This is a genomic window from Streptomyces sp. NBC_01241 (assembly GCF_041435435.1).
In the GTDB taxonomy this organism is placed as follows: Bacteria; Actinomycetota; Actinomycetes; order Streptomycetales; family Streptomycetaceae; genus Streptomyces.
Window position 1 is genome coordinate 7,924,174 of record NZ_CP108494.1, and the last position, 22,212, is coordinate 7,946,385.

At 71.7% G+C, this 22,212-nt stretch carries 12 protein-coding genes, 1 tRNA gene and 3 pseudogenes; 7 read left to right on the top strand and 9 right to left on the bottom strand.

The window, feature by feature from the left end:
* The first annotated feature begins 294 nt into the window (after positions 1 to 294).
* The 3 genes from OG306_RS36000 (at position 295) to OG306_RS36010 (ending at position 2,894) form a co-directional block, all read left to right on the top strand.
* Positions 295 to 1,620, top strand: a complete 1,326-nt coding sequence (locus tag OG306_RS36000) for an IS701 family transposase (protein ID WP_266750593.1) — start codon at positions 295 to 297, stop codon at positions 1,618 to 1,620.
* A 197-nt stretch (positions 1,621 to 1,817) separates the two neighbouring features.
* Positions 1,818 to 2,585 (top strand): sulfite exporter TauE/SafE family protein, encoded by a 768-nt coding sequence (locus OG306_RS36005; RefSeq protein ID WP_266750594.1) that lies wholly within the window; start codon positions 1,818 to 1,820, stop codon positions 2,583 to 2,585.
* Between the two features lie 9 nt (positions 2,586 to 2,594).
* Positions 2,595 to 2,894 carry a hypothetical protein gene (locus OG306_RS36010; protein ID WP_371666095.1) on the top strand — a complete coding sequence of 100 codons (300 nt, stop codon included), beginning with the start codon at positions 2,595 to 2,597 and terminating at the stop codon, positions 2,892 to 2,894.
* A gap of 7 nt (positions 2,895 to 2,901) precedes the next feature.
* Here OG306_RS36010 and OG306_RS36015 read toward each other — a convergent pair whose 3' ends face one another.
* Positions 2,902 to 3,420, bottom strand: a complete 519-nt coding sequence (locus tag OG306_RS36015; protein WP_266750596.1) for a hypothetical protein — start codon at positions 3,418 to 3,420, stop codon at positions 2,902 to 2,904.
* A 104-nt stretch (positions 3,421 to 3,524) separates the two neighbouring features.
* Between OG306_RS36015 and OG306_RS36020 the strand changes: the two genes are divergently transcribed.
* Entirely contained in the window at positions 3,525 to 4,319 is a 795-nt protein-coding gene (locus OG306_RS36020) for a cobalt-precorrin-6A reductase (RefSeq protein ID WP_266750598.1), read from the top strand.
* On the opposite strand, the gene cobF is transcribed toward OG306_RS36020, so the two are convergent.
* Positions 4,288 to 5,043 carry a precorrin-6A synthase (deacetylating) gene (gene cobF / locus OG306_RS36025; RefSeq protein WP_266750600.1) on the bottom strand — a complete coding sequence of 252 codons (756 nt, stop codon included), beginning with the start codon at positions 5,041 to 5,043 and terminating at the stop codon, positions 4,288 to 4,290. The two genes, OG306_RS36020 and cobF, sit on opposite strands and share 32 nt — an antisense overlap.
* A gap of 245 nt (positions 5,044 to 5,288) precedes the next feature.
* Positions 5,289 to 5,732 (bottom strand): annotated as a pseudogene (locus OG306_RS36030) (DUF309 domain-containing protein); the annotation flags it as partial.
* 108 nt (positions 5,733 to 5,840) lie between these two features.
* Here OG306_RS36030 and OG306_RS36035 point away from each other — a divergent pair.
* Together OG306_RS36035 and OG306_RS36040 are read left to right on the top strand one after the other, a co-directional pair.
* The gene (locus tag OG306_RS36035) at positions 5,841 to 8,474 is read left to right on the top strand and encodes an ATP-binding protein (protein ID WP_266750602.1); all 2,634 of its coding nucleotides are present in this window, start codon (positions 5,841 to 5,843) and stop codon (positions 8,472 to 8,474) included.
* A 50-nt stretch (positions 8,475 to 8,524) separates the two neighbouring features.
* Positions 8,525 to 8,598, top strand: a tRNA-Pro gene (locus OG306_RS36040).
* Between the two features lie 173 nt (positions 8,599 to 8,771).
* Here OG306_RS36040 and OG306_RS36045 read toward each other — a convergent pair.
* Positions 8,772 to 9,185: pseudogene (locus OG306_RS36045) on the bottom strand (site-specific integrase); the annotation flags it as partial.
* A gap of 190 nt (positions 9,186 to 9,375) precedes the next feature.
* Between OG306_RS36045 and OG306_RS36050 the strand changes: the two are divergent.
* Positions 9,376 to 11,607, top strand: a complete 2,232-nt coding sequence (locus OG306_RS36050; RefSeq protein ID WP_266750605.1) for a protein kinase domain-containing protein — start codon at positions 9,376 to 9,378, stop codon at positions 11,605 to 11,607.
* Positions 11,608 to 11,890: 283 nt separating this feature from the next.
* Here the strand turns inward: OG306_RS36050 and OG306_RS36055 are convergent.
* The 5 genes and pseudogenes from OG306_RS36055 to OG306_RS36075 all read right to left on the bottom strand — a co-directional run.
* Positions 11,891 to 12,102 (bottom strand): annotated as a pseudogene (locus OG306_RS36055) (transposase family protein); the annotation flags it as partial.
* 18 nt (positions 12,103 to 12,120) lie between these two features.
* Complete coding sequence (locus OG306_RS36060; protein ID WP_371666096.1) at positions 12,121 to 12,900, bottom strand: thioesterase II family protein; 780 nt, start codon at positions 12,898 to 12,900, stop codon at positions 12,121 to 12,123.
* The gene (locus OG306_RS36065) at positions 12,897 to 14,558 is read right to left on the bottom strand and encodes a condensation domain-containing protein (protein WP_327258450.1); all 1,662 of its coding nucleotides are present in this window, start codon (positions 14,556 to 14,558) and stop codon (positions 12,897 to 12,899) included. The genes OG306_RS36060 and OG306_RS36065 overlap by 4 nt, the downstream gene beginning before the upstream one ends.
* Positions 14,555 to 18,574: a non-ribosomal peptide synthetase gene (locus tag OG306_RS36070; protein WP_371666097.1), complete on the bottom strand. Its 4,020-nt coding sequence runs from the start codon at positions 18,572 to 18,574 to the stop codon at positions 14,555 to 14,557. Before OG306_RS36070 ends, OG306_RS36065 begins: the two co-directional genes overlap by 4 nt.
* Positions 18,571 to 22,002 (bottom strand): amino acid adenylation domain-containing protein, encoded by a 3,432-nt coding sequence (locus tag OG306_RS36075; protein ID WP_266750611.1) that lies wholly within the window; start codon positions 22,000 to 22,002, stop codon positions 18,571 to 18,573. Before OG306_RS36075 ends, OG306_RS36070 begins: the two co-directional genes overlap by 4 nt.
* Positions 22,003 to 22,212 lie beyond the last annotated feature (210 nt).

A 22,212-nucleotide genomic window follows, 5' to 3' on the forward strand; every position in this document is an offset into this window, starting at 1 on the left:
TCTCCATGCCCTTCGCCTTGCCCTCACCAGTTCGCCGAGGGAGTCCCGCTCCGCGGAGCAGCTTCCCGGGATCTTCGAGGGTCACGGGGCGCGCGTAACCGAGCCTGCTGTGGAATCCGATGCTTGCAATGCCGCCTGTATGGTCAAGACTTCAGGCGCCTCGACTTTCGCTGTTCTGACCAACTGTCAGGTAGGTAGCTCGCGCGGGTGACCTGTGGCCGTTGTTCCGCCTTGGGAGTGGACAGCAAGGAAGCATCGGCGGTGCTTGTGTCGCCTGCTGTGAGGGACCCGCCGATGCTTCCGGATCCGACCGTACCCGCATCTCTGCTCGCCGTGTTGGGTGCTTTGCGCGGCAGTTTCACCTCGCCGACCTTCTCCACGTTCGCCGCGCTGGTCACCGGGCTGATCGCGAACACCGGCCGGGGCACGGTCACCGGGATGCTGTTGGGCGCGAACTTGACGCATCACTGGTCCCACGACCGGGCGCACTCCTTCTTCGCTCGCGCCCGCTGGGACCCGCAGACGCTTGGCGCGTCGCTGTCCCACCTCGTGGTGCGCTCGCTGGTGCCCGACGGCGCCGTCTTGACGGTGGCGGTGGACGACACGCTGTTCAAACGGCGCGGGAAGAAGGTCTTCGGCGCCGCCTGGCAGCACGACGGCTCCGCCGCCGGCCGCGACGGAATCGGCTACGGCACCTGCTTCGTCGTGATCGGCCTGATCGTGGACCTGCCGTTCCTGTCCCGGCCGGTGTGCCTGCCGGTGGCCGCCCGGCTGCACCGCCCGAAGGGCGAGAAGACCAAGGTCGAGTTGGCCGCGGCGATGATCCGGTTCCTGGCCGCCTGTCACTGGGGTCGGCGTATCGATGTGGTCGCCGACGCTGCCTACCACGGCCGTGCGCTGCGTGACCTGCCGGTATCCGTCACCTTCACCACCCGGGTGCCGTCCAACGCCGTGCTCTACGCTCTCGCCCCGCCGCCGACCGGGCGGCGTGGGCGGCCCCGCCTGAAGGGCGACCGGCTCGGCACGCCGGCCGAGCTGGCCGCCACGCTGGTGTTCACCCCGCAGGCGGTGACCCGCTACGGCCGCACCGAAACCGTGTTCGCCACCGAGACCACCTGCCTGTGGTACGGCTCCTTCCACACCCAGCCGGTGAAGGTGGTACTGCTGCGTGAGGACACCACCGATACCGGCTACGACCTGGCGCTGATATCCACCGATCTGACCGCGTCGGCCGGGCAGTTGGTGGCCCGCTATGCCGCGCGGTGGTCGATCGAGGTGACCTTCGGCGAAGCCCGCAGCGTCCTCGGCGTCGGGCAGGCCCACCACCGGACCCGGCACGCAGTCCAGCGAGGGGTGCCGTTCGGCCTGTACTGCTACACGATCACCGTCATCTGGTACGCGCTGCACGGTCACCACCCCGCCGATGCCGCCGAACGCCGCGAGCGAGCCCCGTGGTACACCACCAAGACCACCCCGGCATTCGCCGACATGACCGCCAAGCTCCGCCGCACCATCATCGCGGCCCGATTTACGCCCACCACCCCAGGTCGGCCCACGGATGCAGAAATCCGGGAGGTCCAGCACGCCTGGGCCGCCGCCGACGGTGACCAGGCAGCCTGACCCCGGAACAGGCACTGACGACTGGTCAGGACAGCGAAACTCGAGAGGCGCACAACTGGGCATTAAATATAAGGCACTTGAAGGTGATTCGATCTGTTGTCATGCCAATTCATCCGATGATTTGGTGAAATGGTGGCTACCTGGAGGCGGGCGCGACGCAGGCTTGGTAACACGTGGGTCTACCATCTGTTCCTGGCATGGACACCCTCGCACTCTGGCAACTGGCCGCGCTCGCCGCGGCATCCGCACTCGTCGGCTTTTCGAAGTCGGCCGTCAGCGGCGCCAATACGATCAGTCTGGCAGTCTTCGCGGCCGTACTCCCGGCCCGCGAGTCCACCGGAGTACTGCTCCCGATCCTCATCGCAGGCGACGTACTCGCCGTTCTCATCTACCGGCGGCACGCCCACTGGCCGACTCTGCTGCGGCTCTTCCCCGCCGTGGCCGTCGGCGTGGTGGCGGGAACGGCCTTCATGATGTGGGCCGACGACGCGGCCGTACGGACATCGATCGGCGCGATCCTGCTGTTCATGGCAGGTGTGACCATCTGGCGGCGCAGGCCCGCGGTCACGGGCGGGGAGAAGCGTGAGGAGTCCGGTGAACCCTCGGTGAGTGGCAGGATCAAGGCCCGCTCGTACGGGGTGCTGGGTGGCTTCACCACCATGGTCGCCAACGCGGGCGGTCCCGTCATGTCGCTCTATCTGCTTTCCGCCGGCTTCCGGAAACTCGGCTTCCTGGGGACGTCGGCGTGGTTCTTCCTCATCGTCAACACGTCCAAGGTGCCGTTCAGTGTGGGCCTGGGCCTCATCGACGCGCAGTCGCTGCTGCTGGACGCCTGCATGCTGCTGTTCGTCCTCCCCGGCGCCTACATCGGCCGCATGTGCGTGGACCGCATCAACCAGAAGCTCTTCGAGCGGCTGGTGATCGGCGCGACGGTCCTCGGCGGACTCCAGCTGCTGCTGGGCTGATCGCACACGGTGTTCCGTACCGCCACCGCACCGCCCGCCTCGTACCCGGCACGCGCCCACCCGGCGTCTACACCACCGGCGAACTCCAGCAGGCCGTCCATCTCCACCGGCAGCCGATCGGCACCCGCGCTGTCGTCATCGGCAACGAACCCGTCAGCCGCGCTGCTCGTCGTCCGTCAGGACGGCCGGGTGCCCCACCGGCAGCGGCTGCTTCTGCCGGCCGTACCGGGCCGCCCGTTCCGGCTGCGCGCCGACTGGCTCGACCGGGTCGATCCGCACGGTGCGACCGCGCGGATCCGGATGCGCTGACCGTACGTCAGGGAATCAGTAGCCAGTCGGAACCGATCGCCGCCAGCAGACCGATCCCCAACAGCCAACTGCCCAGCCGCGTACGGCCGTTCCTGCTGAGTTCGATCACGATCCCGCACAGGATCAGCGCGAGCCCGTACACCCCGACCACGAGCACGGACGACCGGCTGGCGATCCGCAACGCGAGGACGACCGCCATCGCCGCCATGCCGACGGACGAGAGGACGATGCGCAGCCGTCTCGCCTGACGCGGCGTCAATCGTCTTTCGTCGGCCTCGGAGTCGGCCTGGGAGCCGGCCTTGGGGGCGGTCTGGGAGTCGGCCTCGTGGGCGGTCTCCGGAACTGCCGCGGGCGCGGTCTCGGGAGTGGCCCCGGAAGCGGCCTCGGAGGTGGTCTCCGCGACGGCATCGGTGCCGCCCTCGGCCTCGGAAGCCGCCTTGGGAACCATCGCGGAAGCCGCCTCGGAAGCGGCCTCGGGAGCGGCTATCGGGGTGTCCACGGCCTGGTCCTGGTCAGAAGTGCTCATGACGCCGGATCGTAATGGCTGCGAGCGGCCCTGTTCACCGCTCCGTACGTCCGGTGGCGAAAGTGACGTAGATGGTGACGGAGGCGGTGACATAGGTTCGGGTCATGCCCGGCCACCTTTTGATCCTCGGCGGAACGACCGAGGCCCGACAGCTCGCCGCCGAGCTGACCGGGCCCGGCGGCGACGCGACGACGCGCGTCACCACCTCGCTGGCCGGCCGGGTCGCCCGGCCCCGGATGCCCGCCGGCGACGTACGCGTCGGCGGCTTCGGCGGGCCCGAGGGCCTCGCCGACTGGCTGCGCACCCACGGCGTGGACACCGTCATCGACGCCACCCACCCGTTCGCCGACACCATCAGCGCCAACGCCGCCATGGCCGCGAAGGCCACCGGCACCCGGTTGTTCGCGCTGCGCCGCCCGGGCTGGACGGCGGGCCCCGGCGACCGCTGGCACCCGGCCGACGACCTCACGCACGCCGCCGCACGACTGCCCGCCCTGGGCCGCCGGATCTTCCTTACCACCGGCCGCCTGGGCCTGGCCGCCTTCGTCACCGCCCCCGGAGCGGACCGGCTCCACTTCCTCGTACGGTCCGTGGAACCCCCCGAGCCCCCGCTGCCCCGGCACACCGACGTCCTCCTCGACCGAGGCCCGTACACCGTCGAAGGGGAGACGGCGCTGCTGCGTGACCACGCCATCGGCGTCCTCGTCACCAAGGACAGCGGAGGCCCCGCCACCGCGGCGAAACTCACCGCGGCCAGGAACCTCGGTCTGCCCGTGGTCGTGGTCCGCCGCCCGCCGCCGCCCGACGGTGTGCCCGTCGTGCACGACGTGCCGTCCGCGCTCCAACTGCTGGGCCGGGAAAGCCTACTCAGCCGCGACGCAGCAGATAAGTATCCATGATCCAGCCCTTGCGGGCGCGCGCCTCGGCCCGCAGCTCCTCGATCCGGTCCGACACTTCGGCGAGGCGACCGGAGACCAGGATCTCGTCCTCGGTCCCCACGTACGCGCCCCAGTAGATGAAGAGGTCCTGATCGAGATGGCGGGTGAACGCCTGCCGCGCGTCGAGCATCACCACCACGTCGTCGACCCCCTCGGGCCAGCCCTCGGCCAGCCGCCGGCCCGTCGTGATCTGCACCGGACGCGCCACCCGGTTCAGCCCCGTCCGGTGCTTGGCCAGCAGCGCGGAGACACTGCTGATCCCGGGAACCACCTCGTGGTCGAAGGCGACCGCACCCCGGTCGAGGATCTCCTCGAGGATGCCCAGCGTGGAGTCGTACAGCGCGGGATCGCCCCACACGAGGAACGCCCCGCACTCGTCCTCGCCGAGGTCCTCCGCGATGAACCGCTCGTACAGATTCGCGCGGCGCCGACGCCAGTCGTCCACCGCGGGTGAGTAGTCCGACGTCCTGCGGTCCCGCTCCGGATCCCGCGCCTCGACGAGCCGGTACGCGGAGTTGGCCACGTGCACATCGAGGATGTCCCGCCGCAGCCCGGTCAGATCGGACTTCTCCTCACCCTTGTCGAGGATGAAGAACGCATCCGCCCTGTTCAGCGCCTTGACGGCCTGCAAGGTCAGATGGCCGGGGTCGCCCGCGCCGATGCCGATGACATAGATCTTTCTCACCGCACCGAGTCTGCCCCACCGCCCCCACCGCCCCCGGCGCCGGGGGCGGTGGGGGCGGTGGGGCCTCACCCGGCGGACCGGCCCTACCGGTCCCCGGGCCGCAGACAGGGCGCCTCCTCGGCCGCGTCGACGGGCCGCACACCGGGCACCGGTCCGCCGGCCGCGCTCCGGCCCCCGCCGCGTGCCACTGAGCCGTCGGTTGTGCGTCCGCCCCCGCCGTGTGTCACCGATCCGTCGGCCGCGCTCCCGTCTCGGGGCTGCTCCACCCGCGCCGCCAGCTCCCGGGCCCAGGAGATCAGCCCGTCGACCCCGATCCCATGGGGCCGGGTGGCAGCGAACGCCGTGAGCGCCGCTGCGCCCCGCCGCAACAGCCGGGCCCCGCCCGTCGCGTTGCCCCGGGCCGCATGCGTGAGCCCGACGGCCAGCTGCGCAAGCCCGCGCCACAACTCCCGTTCCGCCACCGGCCCCGACTTCCACGCGTCCTCGAACACCTCGTGCGCGTGGAACGGCATCCCCGCGTCCAGCAGCCGCTGCGCCTCCCGCAAGGTCTCCTCGGGGGTACGGACCACCCCCTCCGGCTGCCGCTCCACTCCCGGTGTCCCGTACGGCAGCGGGCGTCCCAGCCCGTCACGGGGACGCGCGTTGCGCGCCCGGCCCTCCGCGTCGCGATCCCTGCGAGTCTCGTCCACCCCTCGATTGTGCCCCGCACCTGCGGCGAACCGTCCGAACCACTGTCCGTCGACCCCCGTGCCCGACTAGTGTCGACAGGCATCCGCACCACTTTGGGGAGGGCAGGGATGAAGCAGTCCCGGCCGCTGTACGAGCGCGAACCGGAACTCGCCGCTGCCGCACACGCCGTGGCCGCCCTGTGCGACGCCCAGGCATTCGGCGGGCTGCTGATCTTCAGCGGCGAGGCGGGCATCGGCAAGACGGCGCTGCTCGCCGAGATCCGGGCGATGGCCGCCGACCGCTGCTCGGTCTGGTCCGCACGCGGCGGTGAAACGGTCACATCCGTGCCGTTCCACGTCGTGCGCCAACTGCTGCAACCCGCCCTCGACCAGTTCCCGCCCGACGAGGTGCGGACCCTGTTCGGGCCCTGGTACGAAATTGCCGCGCCCGCACTCGGACTCGCCGAACCGAGCGGTCCCCAGCCGGATCCGCAAGGTGTACGGGACGGCCTCGACTTCGTCGTCTCCCGGCTCGCGTCCCGACTGAGCCACCGCCCGCTGCTGCTCGTCATCGACGACGCACACTGGGCGGACGGCGAATCCCTCGCCTGGCTCGCCTCGTTCACCGCCCGCCTCGGCGAACTGCCCGTCCTGGTCGTCCAGGCCCACCGGCCGGAAGAACTGGCGGCGCGGCAGGAGGGGAGCGGATCGGGCGGCGCCAACCCCTCCCAGGTCCGGGTGGCCCTGCGCGCCCTCACTCCGGACGCCACCGCGGTACTGGTCCGCGCGGCCCTCGGCGAACACGCCGACGACCCGTTCTGCCGCGAGGTGTGGGCCGTCACGGGAGGCAACCCCTACGAGGCGGTCGAACTCGTCGCCAAGGTCCAGGACCGCGAACTGGTGCCGCTGGAGGAGTCGGCCGGGCTGCTGCGCGAACTCGGCGAGTCCGCCCGCGGCAGCGGCCTCGTCGCCCGGCTCGAACGGCTCGGCACCCATGCCACCCGGTTCGCCTGGGCCGCCGCCGTCCTCGGCACGGACATCTCGCAGGATCTCGCCGCCACCCTCGCCGGAATGAGCCCCGCCGAGGCCGCCGACTGCACGGCGCGGCTACGCGAAGCCCGTATCGTCACCGGCTCCGACCCGCTGGAGTTCGTCCACCCGCTGATCGCCACCGCGGTGTACCGCTCCATCCCGCCGGCCACCCGCACCGCCTTTCACGGCCGGGCGGCGTGGGCGATCACCCGCGCGGGACTCGGCCCCGCGGCAGCCTCTCGCCACCTCCTCGAAGTGCACCGGGACAACGACCAGGATCTGGTCGGCCAACTCCGCGAAGCAGCCGGACAACACCTCGCGGTCGGTGCCCCGGAGGCCGCCCGCCGCTGCCTCGAACGCGCGCTGGAAGAACCACCGAGCCAACGCGACAAGGCCACCCTGCTGTACGAACTGGGCTGCGCCACTCTCCTCAGCTCGCCCGCCACCACCGTCCGGCATCTGCGCGCCGCCCTCGACATGCCCGGACTCTCCGACGACCAGCGCGTCGATGCCACCTACCGGCTCGCGGCCGCGCATTCCCACAACAACCAGCTGAAGGAAGCGGCGCGCGCCCTCGCCGCGGAGGCCGCGCGCACCGCCCCGGGCCCCGGCCTGATGCGGCTTCAGGCCGCCCACTTCCTCTGGGAGGGCATGCAGGCGTCCGAGGACGATGGACCCGCCCGTTCCGACCGGCTCGCCCGGAACGCCGACCACCTGTCCGGCCGCGACAACGCCGAGCGCGCCCTGCTCACCATTCGCGCCTTCGACGCCATGATGCGGGGCGAGAACTCCCAGCTCGTCGTCGACCTCTGCGAACGCGCCCTGATCGACGGCCATCCCGCACGCGGACTCGGCTGGACCGATACCGAGTGGGGCTTCGAACTCCCGACGCTCGTCGGCATCACCTACGCCTTCACCGACCAGCTCGACCACGCCGAGGAACTGTTCGGCGAGGCCGTCCGCGCCTTCGAGATCTCCGGCTGGAGCGGTGCGCACCTGGCGTTCGCGCACACCCTGCTCGGGCTGGTCCACCGCCGCCGCGGCCGGCTCGCCGAGGCGGAGGGCTTCCTCCGCGAAGGGCTGCGCCTCGCCGACCGTGTCGGCAGCGGACTGCCCGTCCACTGGGACGCGGCCTGTCTGCTCATCGACACCCTGGTCGCCCGCGGCCGGGTCACCGAGGCCCGTCAGATCGCCGACCGCTACGACTTCGGCTCGCCCTACCCCAGCGCGATGGTGCTGCCCGACGCCCCGTGCGTACGCGGCCGGCTGCTGCTGGCCGAAGGCCGCACCGAGGAAGCGGTCACGGAACTCGAAGCGGCCGGTCAGGCACTTGAACCCCGTGGCAGGTTCAACGGCGTCTGGGCTCCCTGGGCGGGCGACCTCGCCCACGCCCTGGCCGAGGAGGACCCGGACCGTGCGGCCCAGCTCGCCGCCTCGGCCCGGGCACATGCCGAACGCTTCGGTACGGACACCGCGATCGGTGAGGCCCTGCGCTGTGTCGCCTTGTTCGCGCGCTCCGAGGACGCCACGCATCTGCTCGCCGAGTCGGTCCGCCACCTGGAGGCGTCCCCGTCCGCGTACGAACACGCCCTGGCCCTCGTCGACTACGGCATCGCGATCCGCTCCCCGCGCGAACTCGCCAGGGCCCACAAACTGGCCACCGCCTGCGGCGCCGAATCCCTGGCAAACCGCGCCCACCAGGCACGGGCGTCGATCAGGGCCGCGGAGTGAGGTAATGTTTGTCCTGCACAGCCACCCGGGAACACCGGGAGGAATTGCATCGGGACGTGGCGCAGCTTGGTAGCGCACTTGACTGGGGGTCAAGGGGTCGCAGGTTCAAATCCTGTCGTCCCGACTGGAGACAGTCGCAGGTCAGGGCCGGTTTCGGAGAAATTCGAAACCGGCCCTTGGCCATTCTTGGGGAGCAGTTGGGGACCGGCGCCCTTGACTGGCCTCAGCGGGTCATGACGATCGGGCTCGGCAGGGAACGCGGTGCGCGGAGCACACTGAGGTGGGCGGAGAGCGTTGCCCCGGCGGGCATCCGGAGACCTCGCCGATCCGTGCGGCGGTGCATGCGGCAAAGAGAACGACGTCTCCCCAGCCGCGGTAGTGCTCGTGGGAGGCGGCCACGAGCGCGTCGGCCGGACGGACAAGGGTTTTCCAGTCGGGCAAGGCCAGGGCGCGTGGGTCGAGGAGTTCGTCTTCGGCTTGTTTGCAGAGCTTCTGCCGGCCGGTGACCCGGGCGGAGTTGACCTTGACGATGCCGTCCCGGACCGCCTGTTCCATGACGCGGACCAGGACGGCGACAGTGTTCTTCACCGTCGAGCGGCTGTACTCGTCGGCGATCCAGTTCTGCACGGTGCGGTCGACGACGCCGTTGGTGATCACCCGCGATGTGAGGTGGCTGCGTGTGGCGATGGGCCGTACCGTGCGGTGTTCCACGACACGACGAAGCCCCGCCCGGCGCTCTCCTCTTGGCGGGGCTTCGTCGTGCCGGGCACGGGAGCAGCTCTGGGCTCCCTGTTCGTCACCCGCTTTGCTCTGCCGTACTGCCCTGCGGCTAGTTTGTGTACAGGACAGGTACGCAGACCCGTGACGGCAGAGGTGCACGGGGGACGGGAGGTCGGGAAGAGTGTCGCTGCGCGGAGGTGATCCAGCCGAGATCGGCGGTTATCCGCTTGAGGCGCGGCTTGGCTCGGGGGGCATGGGCACGGTCTTTCTGGCCCGTACGAGCTCGGGGCGACCTGTCGCTATCAAACTGATCCACCAGCAGTTCGCGGGGGACGACGAGTTCCGCATCCGTTTCCGGCAGGAGGTGGCGGCGGCGAGGCGGGTGAGCGGCGCGTTCACCGCCGCCGTGGTCGACGCTGCCCCTGAGGCCGAGCAGCCGTGGATGGCGACGACCTATATCGAGGGGCACACGCTCGCCCAGCGCATCGCGGCTGAAGGCCCGCTGAACGGAACGGAGCTGAGGAGGCTCGCCATCGGGCTGGCGGAGGCACTGCGCGACATCCACCGGGTGGGGGTCGTCCACCGTGACCTGAAGCCCTCGAACGTCGTGCTCTCGCCCGAGGGCCCACGCGTCATCGACTTCGGCATTTCGCGCGCCGTGGACCAGCAGACGCTGACGATGACAGGGCGGGTCATCGGTACGCCGCCCTTCATGTCGCCGGAGCAGTTGCAGGCGCCGCGTGGTGTGGGGCCGCGGTCCGATGTCTTCTCGCTGGGGACGCTGCTGGTGTACGCAGCGACGGGCCACGGGCCCTTCGACGCGGACAGCCCATACATGACGGCGTATCAGGTGGTGCACGAGGAGCCGTCGCTGGGTGCCGTGCCGGTGGCATTGCGCGCGGTCGTCGAGTCGTGCCTGGACAAGGAGCCGAAGGGGCGCCCCTCGGCGGACGAACTCCTCGTGCTGCTGCGGGACCTGCCGGCCGACCTCGGTGGGACCGACGCGAACAGGGTCGCAGCGGGCCGCACCCGCGACGTGATCACCCAGCATCACTTCGCGACGCGGGCCACCCCGGCGCCGACCACCGCCCCGGCCGGTCCCGATACAGGGAGCGCCGGCACCATCGGCCGCCGTCTGCGTCGTCGATGGCGTCCTGTGCTCGCGGCCGCGGTCGCGGTGGCAGCGATCGGCGGGGGAGCCGCCGCACTGAAGGCGGGCGGCCTCGGGGGGAACAGCGGCAGCGACAAGGGCAACAGCGTTGCGGCGCCGGGTGCCGCACTTCCGGACGGCTTCGAGCCGTGGCGCAGGACTGTGCAGGGCGGTAGCGAGGACATCTCCGACGAGCTGCGTTGCGTCGCGCGCGGCGACGCGCTGTTCTGCGGGGGCGGCGGCGTTGTCGCGACCCGTATCAGGGCCCTGGACGGCTCGCGGGTGTGGACGGCGAAGAGTCCGGGCGTCCCCGTCCAGGGCATGCACCTGGTGGGCGCCACCGACGATACGGTGCTCGGTTACCGCTTCGCCGCCCAGAACGCTCCGCAGGACCCTCCCAGCGAGGTGGTGGCCATCGACGCGAACAACGGCCGGGAGCTGTGGTCCGTGCCGTCCGGCGCCCAGTCGCAGGCCGTCACGGGTCGGACTCAGGACGCCCTTGTGGTCGGCTCCGCCGTCGTGACGGTCGACGCTTCCAACTCCCGCTTCGAGGCCCGGGACGCGCACAGCGGTGAGGTCACCTGGACGACGTCGTTCCCCGCGGGTTCGCAGTGCGCTCCCGTCCCGGTGGGCCCGCAGCTCTTCGCGATGTGCGCGACGGATGCGGAGGTGGATGCCTCAGAGGTGCGCCACCCCACCCTGTATACGGTCGACCGCGCCTCGGGGACACTGGGCAGGCCCGTCGCGGTTGACGGCCCCGCCGTGCCGATGGGCGTCGCCAACGGCAAACTCGTACTCTTTCAGGGGCACATGGAGGGAACGGCGCTGGCCGGCTACGACGGGGTGGCGCGGGTCGACCTGGCCTCGCGGAAGGTCACGTACTCCCGGCTGGCCAAGACATACGCGGGGACGCCCGGCATGGCGGACGGCACCCTCTACGTGAGCAGGCAGACCGGTCTCGTCACAGCGCTCGACCCCGCGACCGGCCGGATGAAGTGGTCCCGGCAGACGGGCGTGGAGGGCGCGTCGGGTCCCGTGGCGGGAGCCGACGCGCTGTATTTCAGCTCGGCCACCGGCCGGGTGGTCGCGCTGTCGCCGTACAATGGCAAACCCCTGTGGACAACAGATCCGCAGGCCGATGGTTTGACGGGCGAGCAGGGCGCAAGCCCGCGCGTGACCGTCGCGGGGCGTGCAGTGATCGTGGCCGCGGCCAAGAACACTCTCTTCGCCTTCGACGCGCAGAAGCCGCCGAAGTCGGGCTGACCCGGCCGGAACCGGCCGCCGGCCGCCTTCTTTGCCGTGCGGACACTTCAGCGGCCCACTCGGTCGCCCGCGCAGCGAGGCCGCGTCTTGTGCGAGTGCGCCGCGCCCGTAGCGTTTCTGGTGCTGGAGCCGCATCAGGCAACGTGTGCCCTGTCGACGACGGCTTGTAGGCACTGGTCGTCGGCATGCCGGTTTCGCCAGACATCCGATGCAGTTGATCTGTCAAGCTGCCTCGGCGCGAACGGGTTCGGTGTGTGTGCCGGCGCTGCCACCGCTGGAGGTGGCGACCGCGAAAGGGCACCCGGAGGGGGTTGCCGGTGCCCTGATACGCCTTGTCGGCCCAGCACTTGAGGCCGGTCTCGGTGAGTGCTTCGACAATGCCGTGGGCGCGGCCCGGCGCGGGCAGGTCGTGGCGGAGCCGGGCAGCGCGGGTGAGGCCCAGAGCCGCCGTCCGAAGGGACTGGTGAGGACTTGGACGTTCATGCCGCGACGCCGGCCTCCAGTCGCACCTGTTCACGAAACGCCCGCCGCTCGCAGATGTTCCACGAGGAGGCCGACTATGTCGGCCGTGTGGTCGTTCAGGAAGAAGTGGCCTCCCGGGTAGACGGTGAGCGAGTGCGAGCCGGTGGTGTGGTGCCGCCAGTCCATCAGCTCGTCCGTCGTGGTGCGGGCGTCGTCCCGGCCCGCGAGAACAGCGATGGGGCAACTCGGTTCGGGGCCGGAGCGGTGGCGGTACGTCTCGATCGCCCGGTAGTCGCCGCGGATGGCGGGCAGCACGGTCCGCATCAGGTGCTTGTCGGCGAGGATCTCGGCGTCCGTGCCGTCGAGGGTGCGCAGGTCGTCGATGAGCCCCGCGTCGTCCTTGAGGTGCGTCCACTCGTCGCGCAGCCTGGACGGTGCTCTGCGACCGGAGGCGAAGAGCACCGCCGGCACCGTGGCCGAGTCGTGTTCGAGCAGCCGGGCCACCTCGTAGGCGACGACCGCGCCCATGCTGTGGCCGAACAGGGCGAGCGGCCGGCCGTCCAGGACGGGCAGCAGTTCCCGGTGGACCTGTGCGGCGAGCGCGTGCACGTCGTCGATCAGCGGCTCGTTCCTGCGGTCCTGGCGGCCCGGGTACTGGACGGCGAGTACGTTCAATGATGGTTCCAGACACGTGAGTTGCCGTGAGAGGGGGAAGTATGTCGTGGCTGAGCCGCCTGCGTGCGGGAAGCAGACGAGGTGGGCGCGGTGGTCCGGCGTCGGGTGGAAGCGCTTGAAGCAGCGGGAGCCGGTGGCGAGGTCGAGCACGTTCATCGGGCGACCTCCGGCAGCTGCTCGGGCGAGGCGATCCGCGGGGGACGTGACCAGCTGTCCGGTTGAGCGGCCAGCTCCTCCAGAAGCGCCCCGTAGGCGTCGAGCATGGTGTCGATGAGCCCCTCGGGAAACAGTTCGTCGACCGCGTCCCAGGCGAGCACCACCTCGTCGCCGACCTTGTACACCTGGTGGTCGAGCCAGACCTGCGGCGTCTGCGACAGCATCCAGGTCCACTCCCCGAGGGCCGCCTCGAACTCGGGGCCGACCCACTGCGAGTCGAGGTTGCAGGCGAACACCACGGGGGCACCGACCCGCTTGTCGCGGCGGGCTCTGCGCAGGTCCCGCAGCACGTTGAGGGTGGAGTACTCGGCGTGCGAGGCGTTCTGCTGAAGCTGGCGCTGCAAGACGCGGGCCCGATCGGCGAACGGCATCGGGTGTGCCGCGTCCACCCGCAGCAGTACGAGATTGGTGAAGTCGGCGACCATGCCGGGCACTTCGGGGGCGAGGGGCTGCCGGTCGAAGAGCGGCACGTTGAGCAGGAAGTCGTCCGTCTCGCTCCAGGCGGCGAGCACCTGCGCGTACGCGGTCGCGAGGACCATCGCGGGGGTCAGGCTGTATTCCCTGGCCCGCTCAGTGATCGACTCCCACGTGGCCTTGCCGAGGGTGAGGCGACGGCGGCTGAACCGCGACCGCGTCACCTGCTCGGGCCGCACCGCGAGGGGCAGCGCGGGCCCTTGCGCGGGCAGCTGCGGCAACTGCTCCTGCCAGTAGGCGCGCGCCCGGCCCGCCGGGCTGTCCGGGGCGGTGAGCGGACCGCACCAGGACCGGTGGTCCTCCAGGTACTGGCCGAAGTCGTAGGCGGGGGCGGCGGGCAGCGGCGTCCCGGTGTAGGCCGTCGCCAGGTCGGCGAGGACGAGCTCGATGCTCGCTACGTCCGCCACCAGCAGATCGATGTTGAAGTGGATCCGGGTGCGGCCCGCGGGCAGCAGGGACAGCTGCACGTCCAGCGTCTCGGCGGCGGCGACGTCGAGCACGCGGTGCGACAGCCCCTCGCGCACCTCCTCGGCCCGGCGCCGCGCGTCCTTGTCCTCGTACGAGGTGAAGTCGTGCACGGTCAGCCCGGTCCACCCGCTGTCGGCGAGGATCTGCTGGCGTCCGTCGTCGAGGAAGCGGGCCCGCAGCATCGGGTGCCGGGCGATCACCGCGCGCACGGCCGACTCCAGGCGGCCGCGGTCCACGCCCTGACCGTCGAACTCCAGGTACGCGTGGCAGGCGACGGACCCGAGGGTCATGCCCTGGCCCCGGCCGATCCAGTACGCCTGCTGCACGGGGGTCAGCGCGAACGGGTCCCCGGCCGAGCGCCGTGCCGGCCGCTGCGCGGGCACCACGGACGCCGGCGTCGCCGGTCCCGCGGTGAGCAGCGCGTGCCAGCGCTCCACCGTGGGCTCCTCCGCGAGATCGCGGAACGTGGTGGTGGCACCGGCCTTACGCCAGGCCCCGGCGAGGCGCATCATGCGCATCGAGTCCATGCCGTACGAGATCAGGTTCCGCTCGTGGTCGATGGCCTCGGGCGTCATGCCGAGGATGTCAGCGACGGCCTGGCGGACGTCGTCTGGGGTGAGGCCGAGGACCGCGGCGTCGGTGGCGGTGTGGGTCACGGCAGCTCCTTGGTGAGGGGGGTGCGGGCGGCGAGTGCGCCCGCCCACGCCTGGACGCGTTCGGCGACGGCGGTGAGCCGGTCGCCCGCGACGATCGAGTAGTGGTCCTCGGGGTGGACGTCCGCCTCCAGGCGGGGGCAGAGGTTCAGCCAGGCCGGTACCGGATCCGGGCGCTCCACCTGTCCTGCCACAAACAGCAGGACCGGTGCGTCGAGCTTCTGCGGCCGATGGGCGTCGAGGGTCGCCAGATGGTGAGCGTGGACGTTCTTCAGCAGTGCGTACTGGTCGGCGCCCGACTCCGGCGGCAGCAACCCGTGTTCGACCGCCGCCCGCACGGCCGCCTCCGCCAGGTCGTCCTCCGGCGCGGCGCGCACGACCGCTTCGAGGGAGGCCGGCAGACGCCCCCCGGCCAGGTCGGTCAGGAACTCCGTGTGCCGCTCGCGCTCGGTGCGGGTGCCGCGGACCTCGGTGAGGTCGCTGTCGATCATGAACGCCGCGACCTCGTGGCCCTGTTCGGCAAGTTGCGCCGCGACCTCGTGGGCCAGGATGCCGCCCATCGACCAGCCGCCGAGCAGATACGGCCCTTCGGGACGCAGCGCCTGCAGTTCCGCACGGTAGGCCCGCGCCATCTCCGGCACGCCGGCCGGCAGCGCCCGTGCCGTGCCCCGCGCGAGGGCCGCGCTCTGGAAGGCGTGCACGGGGCCGTCCCAGGCCCGGGCGAGCGGCGTGTAGGCCGCCACCGAGCCGCCCACCGGATGGAACAGGAACAGCTCCCGCCCACCGGACCGGCCGCCGCCGGGCAGCGGGACGAGACTTCCGGTCCCCTCGCCCGGGCTCTCGTCCTGTGCGATGCGTGCCGCGAGCGCCCGCACCGTCGGCGCCTCGAAGACCTGGCCGAAGGAGAGCCCGGCGCCGAGATCGGTCCGGATCCGGTTGACGAGGCGCAGGGCGAGCAGCGAATTGCCGCCCAGCGAGAAGAAGTCGCTGTCCGCGTCCACCGACGGCACCTCGAGCAGCTCCGACCACAGGGCGCAGAGCCGCTGCACCGGACCGTCGTCGCGCGGTGTCGCGGGCTGTGCGTCGTCCGCGGCCGTCGGGGCCGTGGCGGCGAGTGCGGCGAGGGCGCCCTGGACGTCCACCTTGCCGTTCGGGGTCAGCGGCAGGGAGTCGACCACCTGGAGCCGGCCGGGTACCAGATAGTGCGGCAGCCGCGCCCGCAGATGGGCGAGCAGCTCCCGGGGCTCGGGCCGTGCGCCCTCGGCCGGGACGACCAGGGCGGCCAGGCGCCGCTGACCACCGGCCGTGCTCACCGCGTCGACCGCGCTGCGCCGCACCGCCGGGTGGTCGAGGAGCGCCGCCTCGACCTCGCCGGGTTCCACGCGAAATCCCTGGATCTTCAGCTGCCGGTCCTCACGGCCCAGGAACTCGATGGTGCCGTCCGGCCGGTAGCAGCCCAGGTCCCCGGTCGCGTAGAGCCGCTCGCCGGTGACCGGGTGCGGTACGAAGCGGTCGGCGGTGCGGTCCGCGTCCCGCCAGTAGCCCCGGCTCAGGCCGGCCCCGCCGATGTGGATGCGGCCCACGGCCCAGGGCGGGCGCACGTCGTAGCGGTGGTCGAGCACCCGCATCGTCTGGTTGCGCAGCGGCACACCGTACGGGACGCTGCGCCACGCGGGGTCCGGCTCCTCGATCTCGTGGATGTTCGACCAGATCGAGGCCTCGGTGGCGCCGCCCAACGCGATGAGCCGCACCTGGGGCCACCGTTCCCGCAGCAGGTCCGGCAGGGTAGTCGGGATCCAGTCGCCGCTCATCAGGAACGCCCGGATCGGTGGCGTGCCCGCCCAGGGGGCCGCGCCGTCCGCTTCGGCCATCATCTGCGCCAGGGCGGGCACGGAATTCCACACCGTCGCGCCGAACGCGGCGGCCGTTTCGGCCCAGCCCAGCGGGTCAGGATGGGCGCTCGCCCGCGGCAGCACCAGGGCGGCCCCCGCGGCGAGGGTGCCGAACACGTCCCACACGGACAGGTCGAAGCTGAGCGAGGAGATACAGAAGACCCGGTCGTCCGGGCCGAGTCCGACCCGCTCGTTGATGTCCACCACCGTGTTGAGGGCGGGGCCGTGCTCGATCATCACGCCCTTGGGCAGCCCGGTGGAGCCCGAGGTGTAGATGATGTACGCGAGATCCTCCGGCCCGCTCCCGGGCGCGGTGGACGGCGCCGGTGCCACCGGGGCCGCGTCGACGCACAGCACCGGCCGGTCCCCGAGTTCGCTCATCCGCTCCACAGCCGCGGGCTGCACCAGAACGGCGGGCGCGGAGCAGCCGTCCAGCAGATGGGCGATGCGCTCGTCCGGCAGGGCCGAATCGATCGGGCAGTACGCGGCCCCGGTGCGCAGCACGCCGAGCACGCCGACGATCTGCTCCCAGCCCTTGGCCATGACGACCGGCACGACGTCACCGCTGCCGACGCCGTGCCCGGTGAGCGCGTGCGCCAACGACCTTGAGCGCAGCTCCAGTTCGCCGTAGGTCAGGGTCCGTTCGGTGGTCAGGACGGCGGGCGCGTCGGGGCGCAGCGCCGCCTGCTTCAGGAATCCGTCCTCCAGACGCCCGGCCGGGGGGTCCGAAGGCGCCGGGTTGAGGGCCGCGACGACGGCCCGGTGGGCCTCGGGCACCGGGTCGGGCCGTGCCGCGGCACCGTCGGGGGCCGTCAGGGTGTCGAGCATCCGGGCGTACGCCGCGAACATGAGGTCCGGCAGGCCGGGCGGGAACGCGTCGTCGACGGTGTCCCAGATGCAGTCGACACCGCCGTCGGCCCCGTCGTGCAGCTGGTTGTCGATCAGGACCTGCGGCGTGCGCAGATCGCTGTGCACCTCGCGGCAGGCGAGGCGTCCGTGCCGGGCCTCGGGTGTCTCGCCGCGCTGCCGTCCGTGGGCGGATGCCGGCGAGAGCATGCTCGTGAACACGTACGGCAGCGCGGCGCGCGAGGTCCAGCCGCGGCGTGCGGCCAGCTCACGGGTGATGCGCACGCCGGCCACATCGGAGTTCTGGAGGTCCTTGACCACCTGACGCTGCAGGTTCTGGGCGCGGGCGAAGAAGTCGTCGCCGGCCTGCAGGTCGACCTCGACCGGGAGCGTGGCACCGAACTGGCCCATGACCCCGGCCGCCTCCGGCCGGGCGGACGCCCAGTTCTGGTGCAGCATGTTCAGGCAGAAGTGCGGAGCCGACGCCCATGCGCCGATCGCTTCCGCGAACACGTGCAGCATCGCCGAGGTGGCGAGCACGCGGTGCTTGCGGAACGTCGCGGACAGGGCCGTCCACTGGGCGCGGCTGAGCCGGTGGACGCGCCGGGTGAAGCGCACCGGGCGGATGGCCGACGTCTGGACGGCGAGGGGCAGTCGGGGCGCGTCCGGCAGGGTGTCGAGGCGCTGTTCCCAGTACTGCCACTGGGTGCGGTAGGCGTCGCTGTTCTCGTGGTCGAGCAGGGCGAGGAGGCAGTCGCGGTAGGTGTGCTCCGGGCGGTCCGGCGTCAGGTCCGGATCGTGGTAGTACGCGCGCCACTCGTCCATCGTCTGCCGGATGCCGCGCCCGTCGAGCAGCAGTAGGCTCATGGCGATGTGAGCGCGCACCCGGCCGGGCCGCAGCCGCTGCACGACCACGTCGAACAGGGGCCAGCGCGTCGGGTCGACGCCCTCCTCGCACATCCGCCGCCGCGTCCGGGCGAGCGCGTCCTCCTGCTGCGGCACGTCGAGGCCGGTCAGATCCGTGACCGTGAACCGGTACGGGCCGGTCTCCCCCTCGGTGAGCACCCGCTGTGTCCCGGACGCGTCCACCACCACCCGCAGGTGGTTGTGGCGGCGGATCAGCCGGTCGACGGCAGCCTGGGCACGGGCCACATCGAGGTCGACCAGGTCGAGTTCGACGTAGTAGCCGGGTTGGAAGCCACCGAGTTCCACCAGGTCGGACGTGCCCACCAGATACGCCTCCTGAAGAGGCGTGAGCGGGAACGGCGCGTGCCGGCTCATGCGCCGATCTCCGCGCGCGCGGCCAGCACCCGGGCGAGTTCGGCGATCGTGGGGGCGTCGAAGAACATGTCGATGGCCTCGTCGCCCACCTCGTTCAGGCCCAGTTCGGTACGGAACCTGCCGACGATGCGGACCGCGTGCAGCGAGTCGCCGCCCAGGTCGAAGAAGTTGTCGTCGATGCCGAAGTCGTCCCTGCCGAGCGCGTCGCTCCAGATTTCGTGCAGGCGGCGCTCCAGATCGGTGTGCGGCGCCGTGTGGTCCTGCGTGGACGACTCGCGCCACGGTGAGGGCAGTGCCGCGCGGTCCACCTTGCCGTTGGCGCTCAGCGGCAGCGCGTCGAGGGTGACGAAGTGGTGCGGGACCATGTACTCCGGCAGCAGCTCGCCGAGCGCCTCGCCGAGCCGTGACACGTCGAGGACGTTGCCGTCGTCCGGTGCCCTCGCGACGATCACGTGCTGGGCGAGCGCGTCCACGGCCGGGGGACCGTCCGGCACCGACGCGGCCCGCCGGAATCCGGCGGCCGCCAGCTCCTCGCGCCACTCGCGTACCGAGAGCAGGGTCGCGGACCGCTGGTCCTGGTAGTTCCCGAACCCTTCCAGGAACGCGAAACTGATCATGTTCAGGGGGGAGTTGACCGTGCCCTCGACGAGGACGAGCAGGCCGCCGGGGGCGAGCAGGGAGCGCACGTGCTTCAGGGTCCGGCCGAGGTTCTTCGCGTCGTGCAGCACGTTCGCGGCGACGACGACGTCGAACGCGCCCAACGCCAGGCCCTGTTCCACCGGGACGCCGTCGATGTCGTACAGGCCGTAGTCGACGAAGGGGTGCGCGGACGCGTACCGGCTGCGGGCCGACTCGGTGAACGCCGTGGACAGGTCCGTGAAGAGGTACTCGACACGGTCGGCGGGGAGCGCGGGCAGCACCTGGTCCGCGGTGGCGCCCGTGCCCGCGCCGAGTTCGACGATGCGCACCTTGCGCCCGCCGGTGAATTCGTCGACGAAGCGGCGCACGGCCTTCGCCGCGACGCGGTTCTGCAGCAGGGCCGCGGGATTGTCCGCGTACAGGGCCTTGGTGACGCGCCAGTCGCCGTCGGGCAGCAGCAGCTGCAGCGGCCGCACGGCGCCGGTCAGCAGATCGAGCTGGCGGCGGATGCAGCCGGTGAAGTACGCGCTCAGCTGCCGGTCCGCGTCGGCCGGTGACAGGGCGTCGAGTTCCGCGTCGATCCGGGCGTCGAGCGCATCGGCGTCGAGCGCGTCGGCGCAGCGGTACTCGCCCGGTCGGGCGGTGCGGCCGAGGACGCCGGCGTCGGCGAGCACGGCCAGCCACTGGTCGACCAGTCCGCGGTAGTGCGGGCGTACGCCGCACCCCTCGACGACCGAGTCGGCGGTGGCCGTGGCGCCGGCCGCGGTGAGGACGCCGAGCCGGGCCAGGTTGCGGGCCATCACGGTGGGCGCGAGTGCCGCGAGACGGTGCCACATGTCCCGGAACGTCGCGACGGCGGGCGCGAGTTCACCGGTCGCGGCCGTCAGCTCCTGGCCCGCCGCGTCGAGGGCCCCGGTCCAGGCGCGGTCCGCGTCGAAGTCGGGGGCGGGCCGCTCGGCGGTGTGCTGTTCGCCGCCGCCGGGCTGCTCGGGCACCACGTAGGCGACGAGCTGGCCCCGGTCCGTGACGGGGTTGGTGGCGACGGTGACGAGGGCCTCGTGGACGCCGGGGCGGCGGCGAAGCACGGCGGCGATCTCGTCGAGCTCGATGCGGTACCCGTTGACCTTGACCTGGGTGTCCTCACGGCCGAGGAACTCGATGTCGGCGCCCGGCAGGTACCGGCCCACGTCGCCGGTCCGGTACAGGCGCTCCCCGGTCACCGGGTGGGTGACGAACCGCTCGCGCGTCTTGTCCGCGTCCGCCCAGTAGCCCTTGGCCACGCCGACGCCGCCGATCCAGATCTCGCCGGTGGCCCACACCGGGCACGGGTCGAGGCGGTCGTCGAGCACATGCATCGTCTGGTTGGCCAGGGGCTTGCCGTACGGAATGCGGCTCCACTCTGCAGGGACCTCCTCGATGGGGTGGTGGATCGACCAGACCGACGCCTCGGTCGCACCTCCCAGGCTGATCACACGCGCCGTCGGGAACACCGAGCGCAGCGCGTCGGGCAGCGTCACCGGGATCCAGTCCCCGCTGAGCATCACCAGGCGCAGCGGAGCCGTGGCGGGCACGGGCGCGGGGGCCTCCAGCCAGACGCGCAGCAGCGCGGGCACCGAGTTCCACACGCTCACGTCGTGCCGCCGGACCAGTTCCGACCAGTGCTCCGGGTCGTGGGCGCGGCCCGGCGCGGGCATCACCACGGCGGCACCGGCGGCCAGCGCGCCGAAGACGTCGTACACGGACAGGTCGAAGCTGAGCGAGGACAGGGCGAGGATCCGGTCGTCGGGGCCGACGCCGAAGCGTTCGTTGATGTCCTGGATGGTGTTGACGGCGCCGCGGTGGTCGATCACCACGCCCTTGGGCCGGCCCGTCGAACCCGAGGTGAAGATGACGTACGCGAGGTCGGCGGGGCCGGGCCGGGTGGCGAGGGGGCCGTTGGCCTCGGCGCGGACCTCGGCGTCATCGAGGGTGATGAGACGGATGTCCTCGGGCCACTCCAGTTCGTCGCGCAGGCGGGGCGTGGTGACCACGGTCCGCACGAGGCCCTGCTCGATGATCTGGGCGCGGCGCGCGGCCGGCCACTGCGGGTCGATCGGCAGATAGGCGGCGCCGGCGAGGGTTACGCCGAGGACCGCGGGGACCTGGGCGAGGCCCTTGTCGATCACCACGGCGACCAGCCGGCCCGGCGGCGTGCCGAGAGCGGTCAGGCGGCGGGCGAGGCGGCGGGCGTCGGAGACGACCTCGCGGTAGGTGAGCCGGGTGCCGTCGTGGGCGATCACGGCGGGGGCGTCGGGGCACTGGACGGCACGGTCCTCGACGAGTCCGCACAGGGTGGCCGCGGGCAGGTCGGCAGTGGTGTCGTTGGCGGCGGCGCGCTCGGCGAGCTGCCAGGCCGGAAGGTCGGCGATCCGTCCGGTGCGGTCCCAGGCGGTGGGGTCGTCCGCGAGGAGTTCGAGCAGCCGCTCGCAGACGGAGGTGAGTTCGGCGTCGATTCCGTGCGGGAGCGACCCCTTGGGTATCTCCCATACGACGGTCAGGCCGGCCTCGCCCACGGCCGTGTGCCAGACGGGGCCGGTGCGCAGCGCCGGGTCGCCGGCCTCGTCCGCCTCGCGGCCCAGCTGCTCGTGCATGTGTTGTGCGCGGTCGGCGAACGAGGCGCCGTCCGGCAGGTCGCACAGGACCTCGCGGGGCGTGGCGGTGCCGGGGCGGGTGACGGCGAGTGCGAAGGCGCAGTGGCGGGCCCACAGCCGCACCGCGTCGGCCGTCGCGGTGATCAGGACGGCCGACACGCCGATACATCGCTCGGCCGCACTCCGCTCGATGCGGTCAAGCGCTGCGGACGTTATTCGGGACTCGATCTGCACCCGGGGGGCATCGCTGGGGGACGCCGTTCCGACGACGGGAATTTCCGGAGCAGAGTTCTTTGAAAAGTGAATTACTAGGCCGTTTGCTGTGACACTTCTCTGCGTCACGTCAAGGCGGTATTCAGTCATGATGAA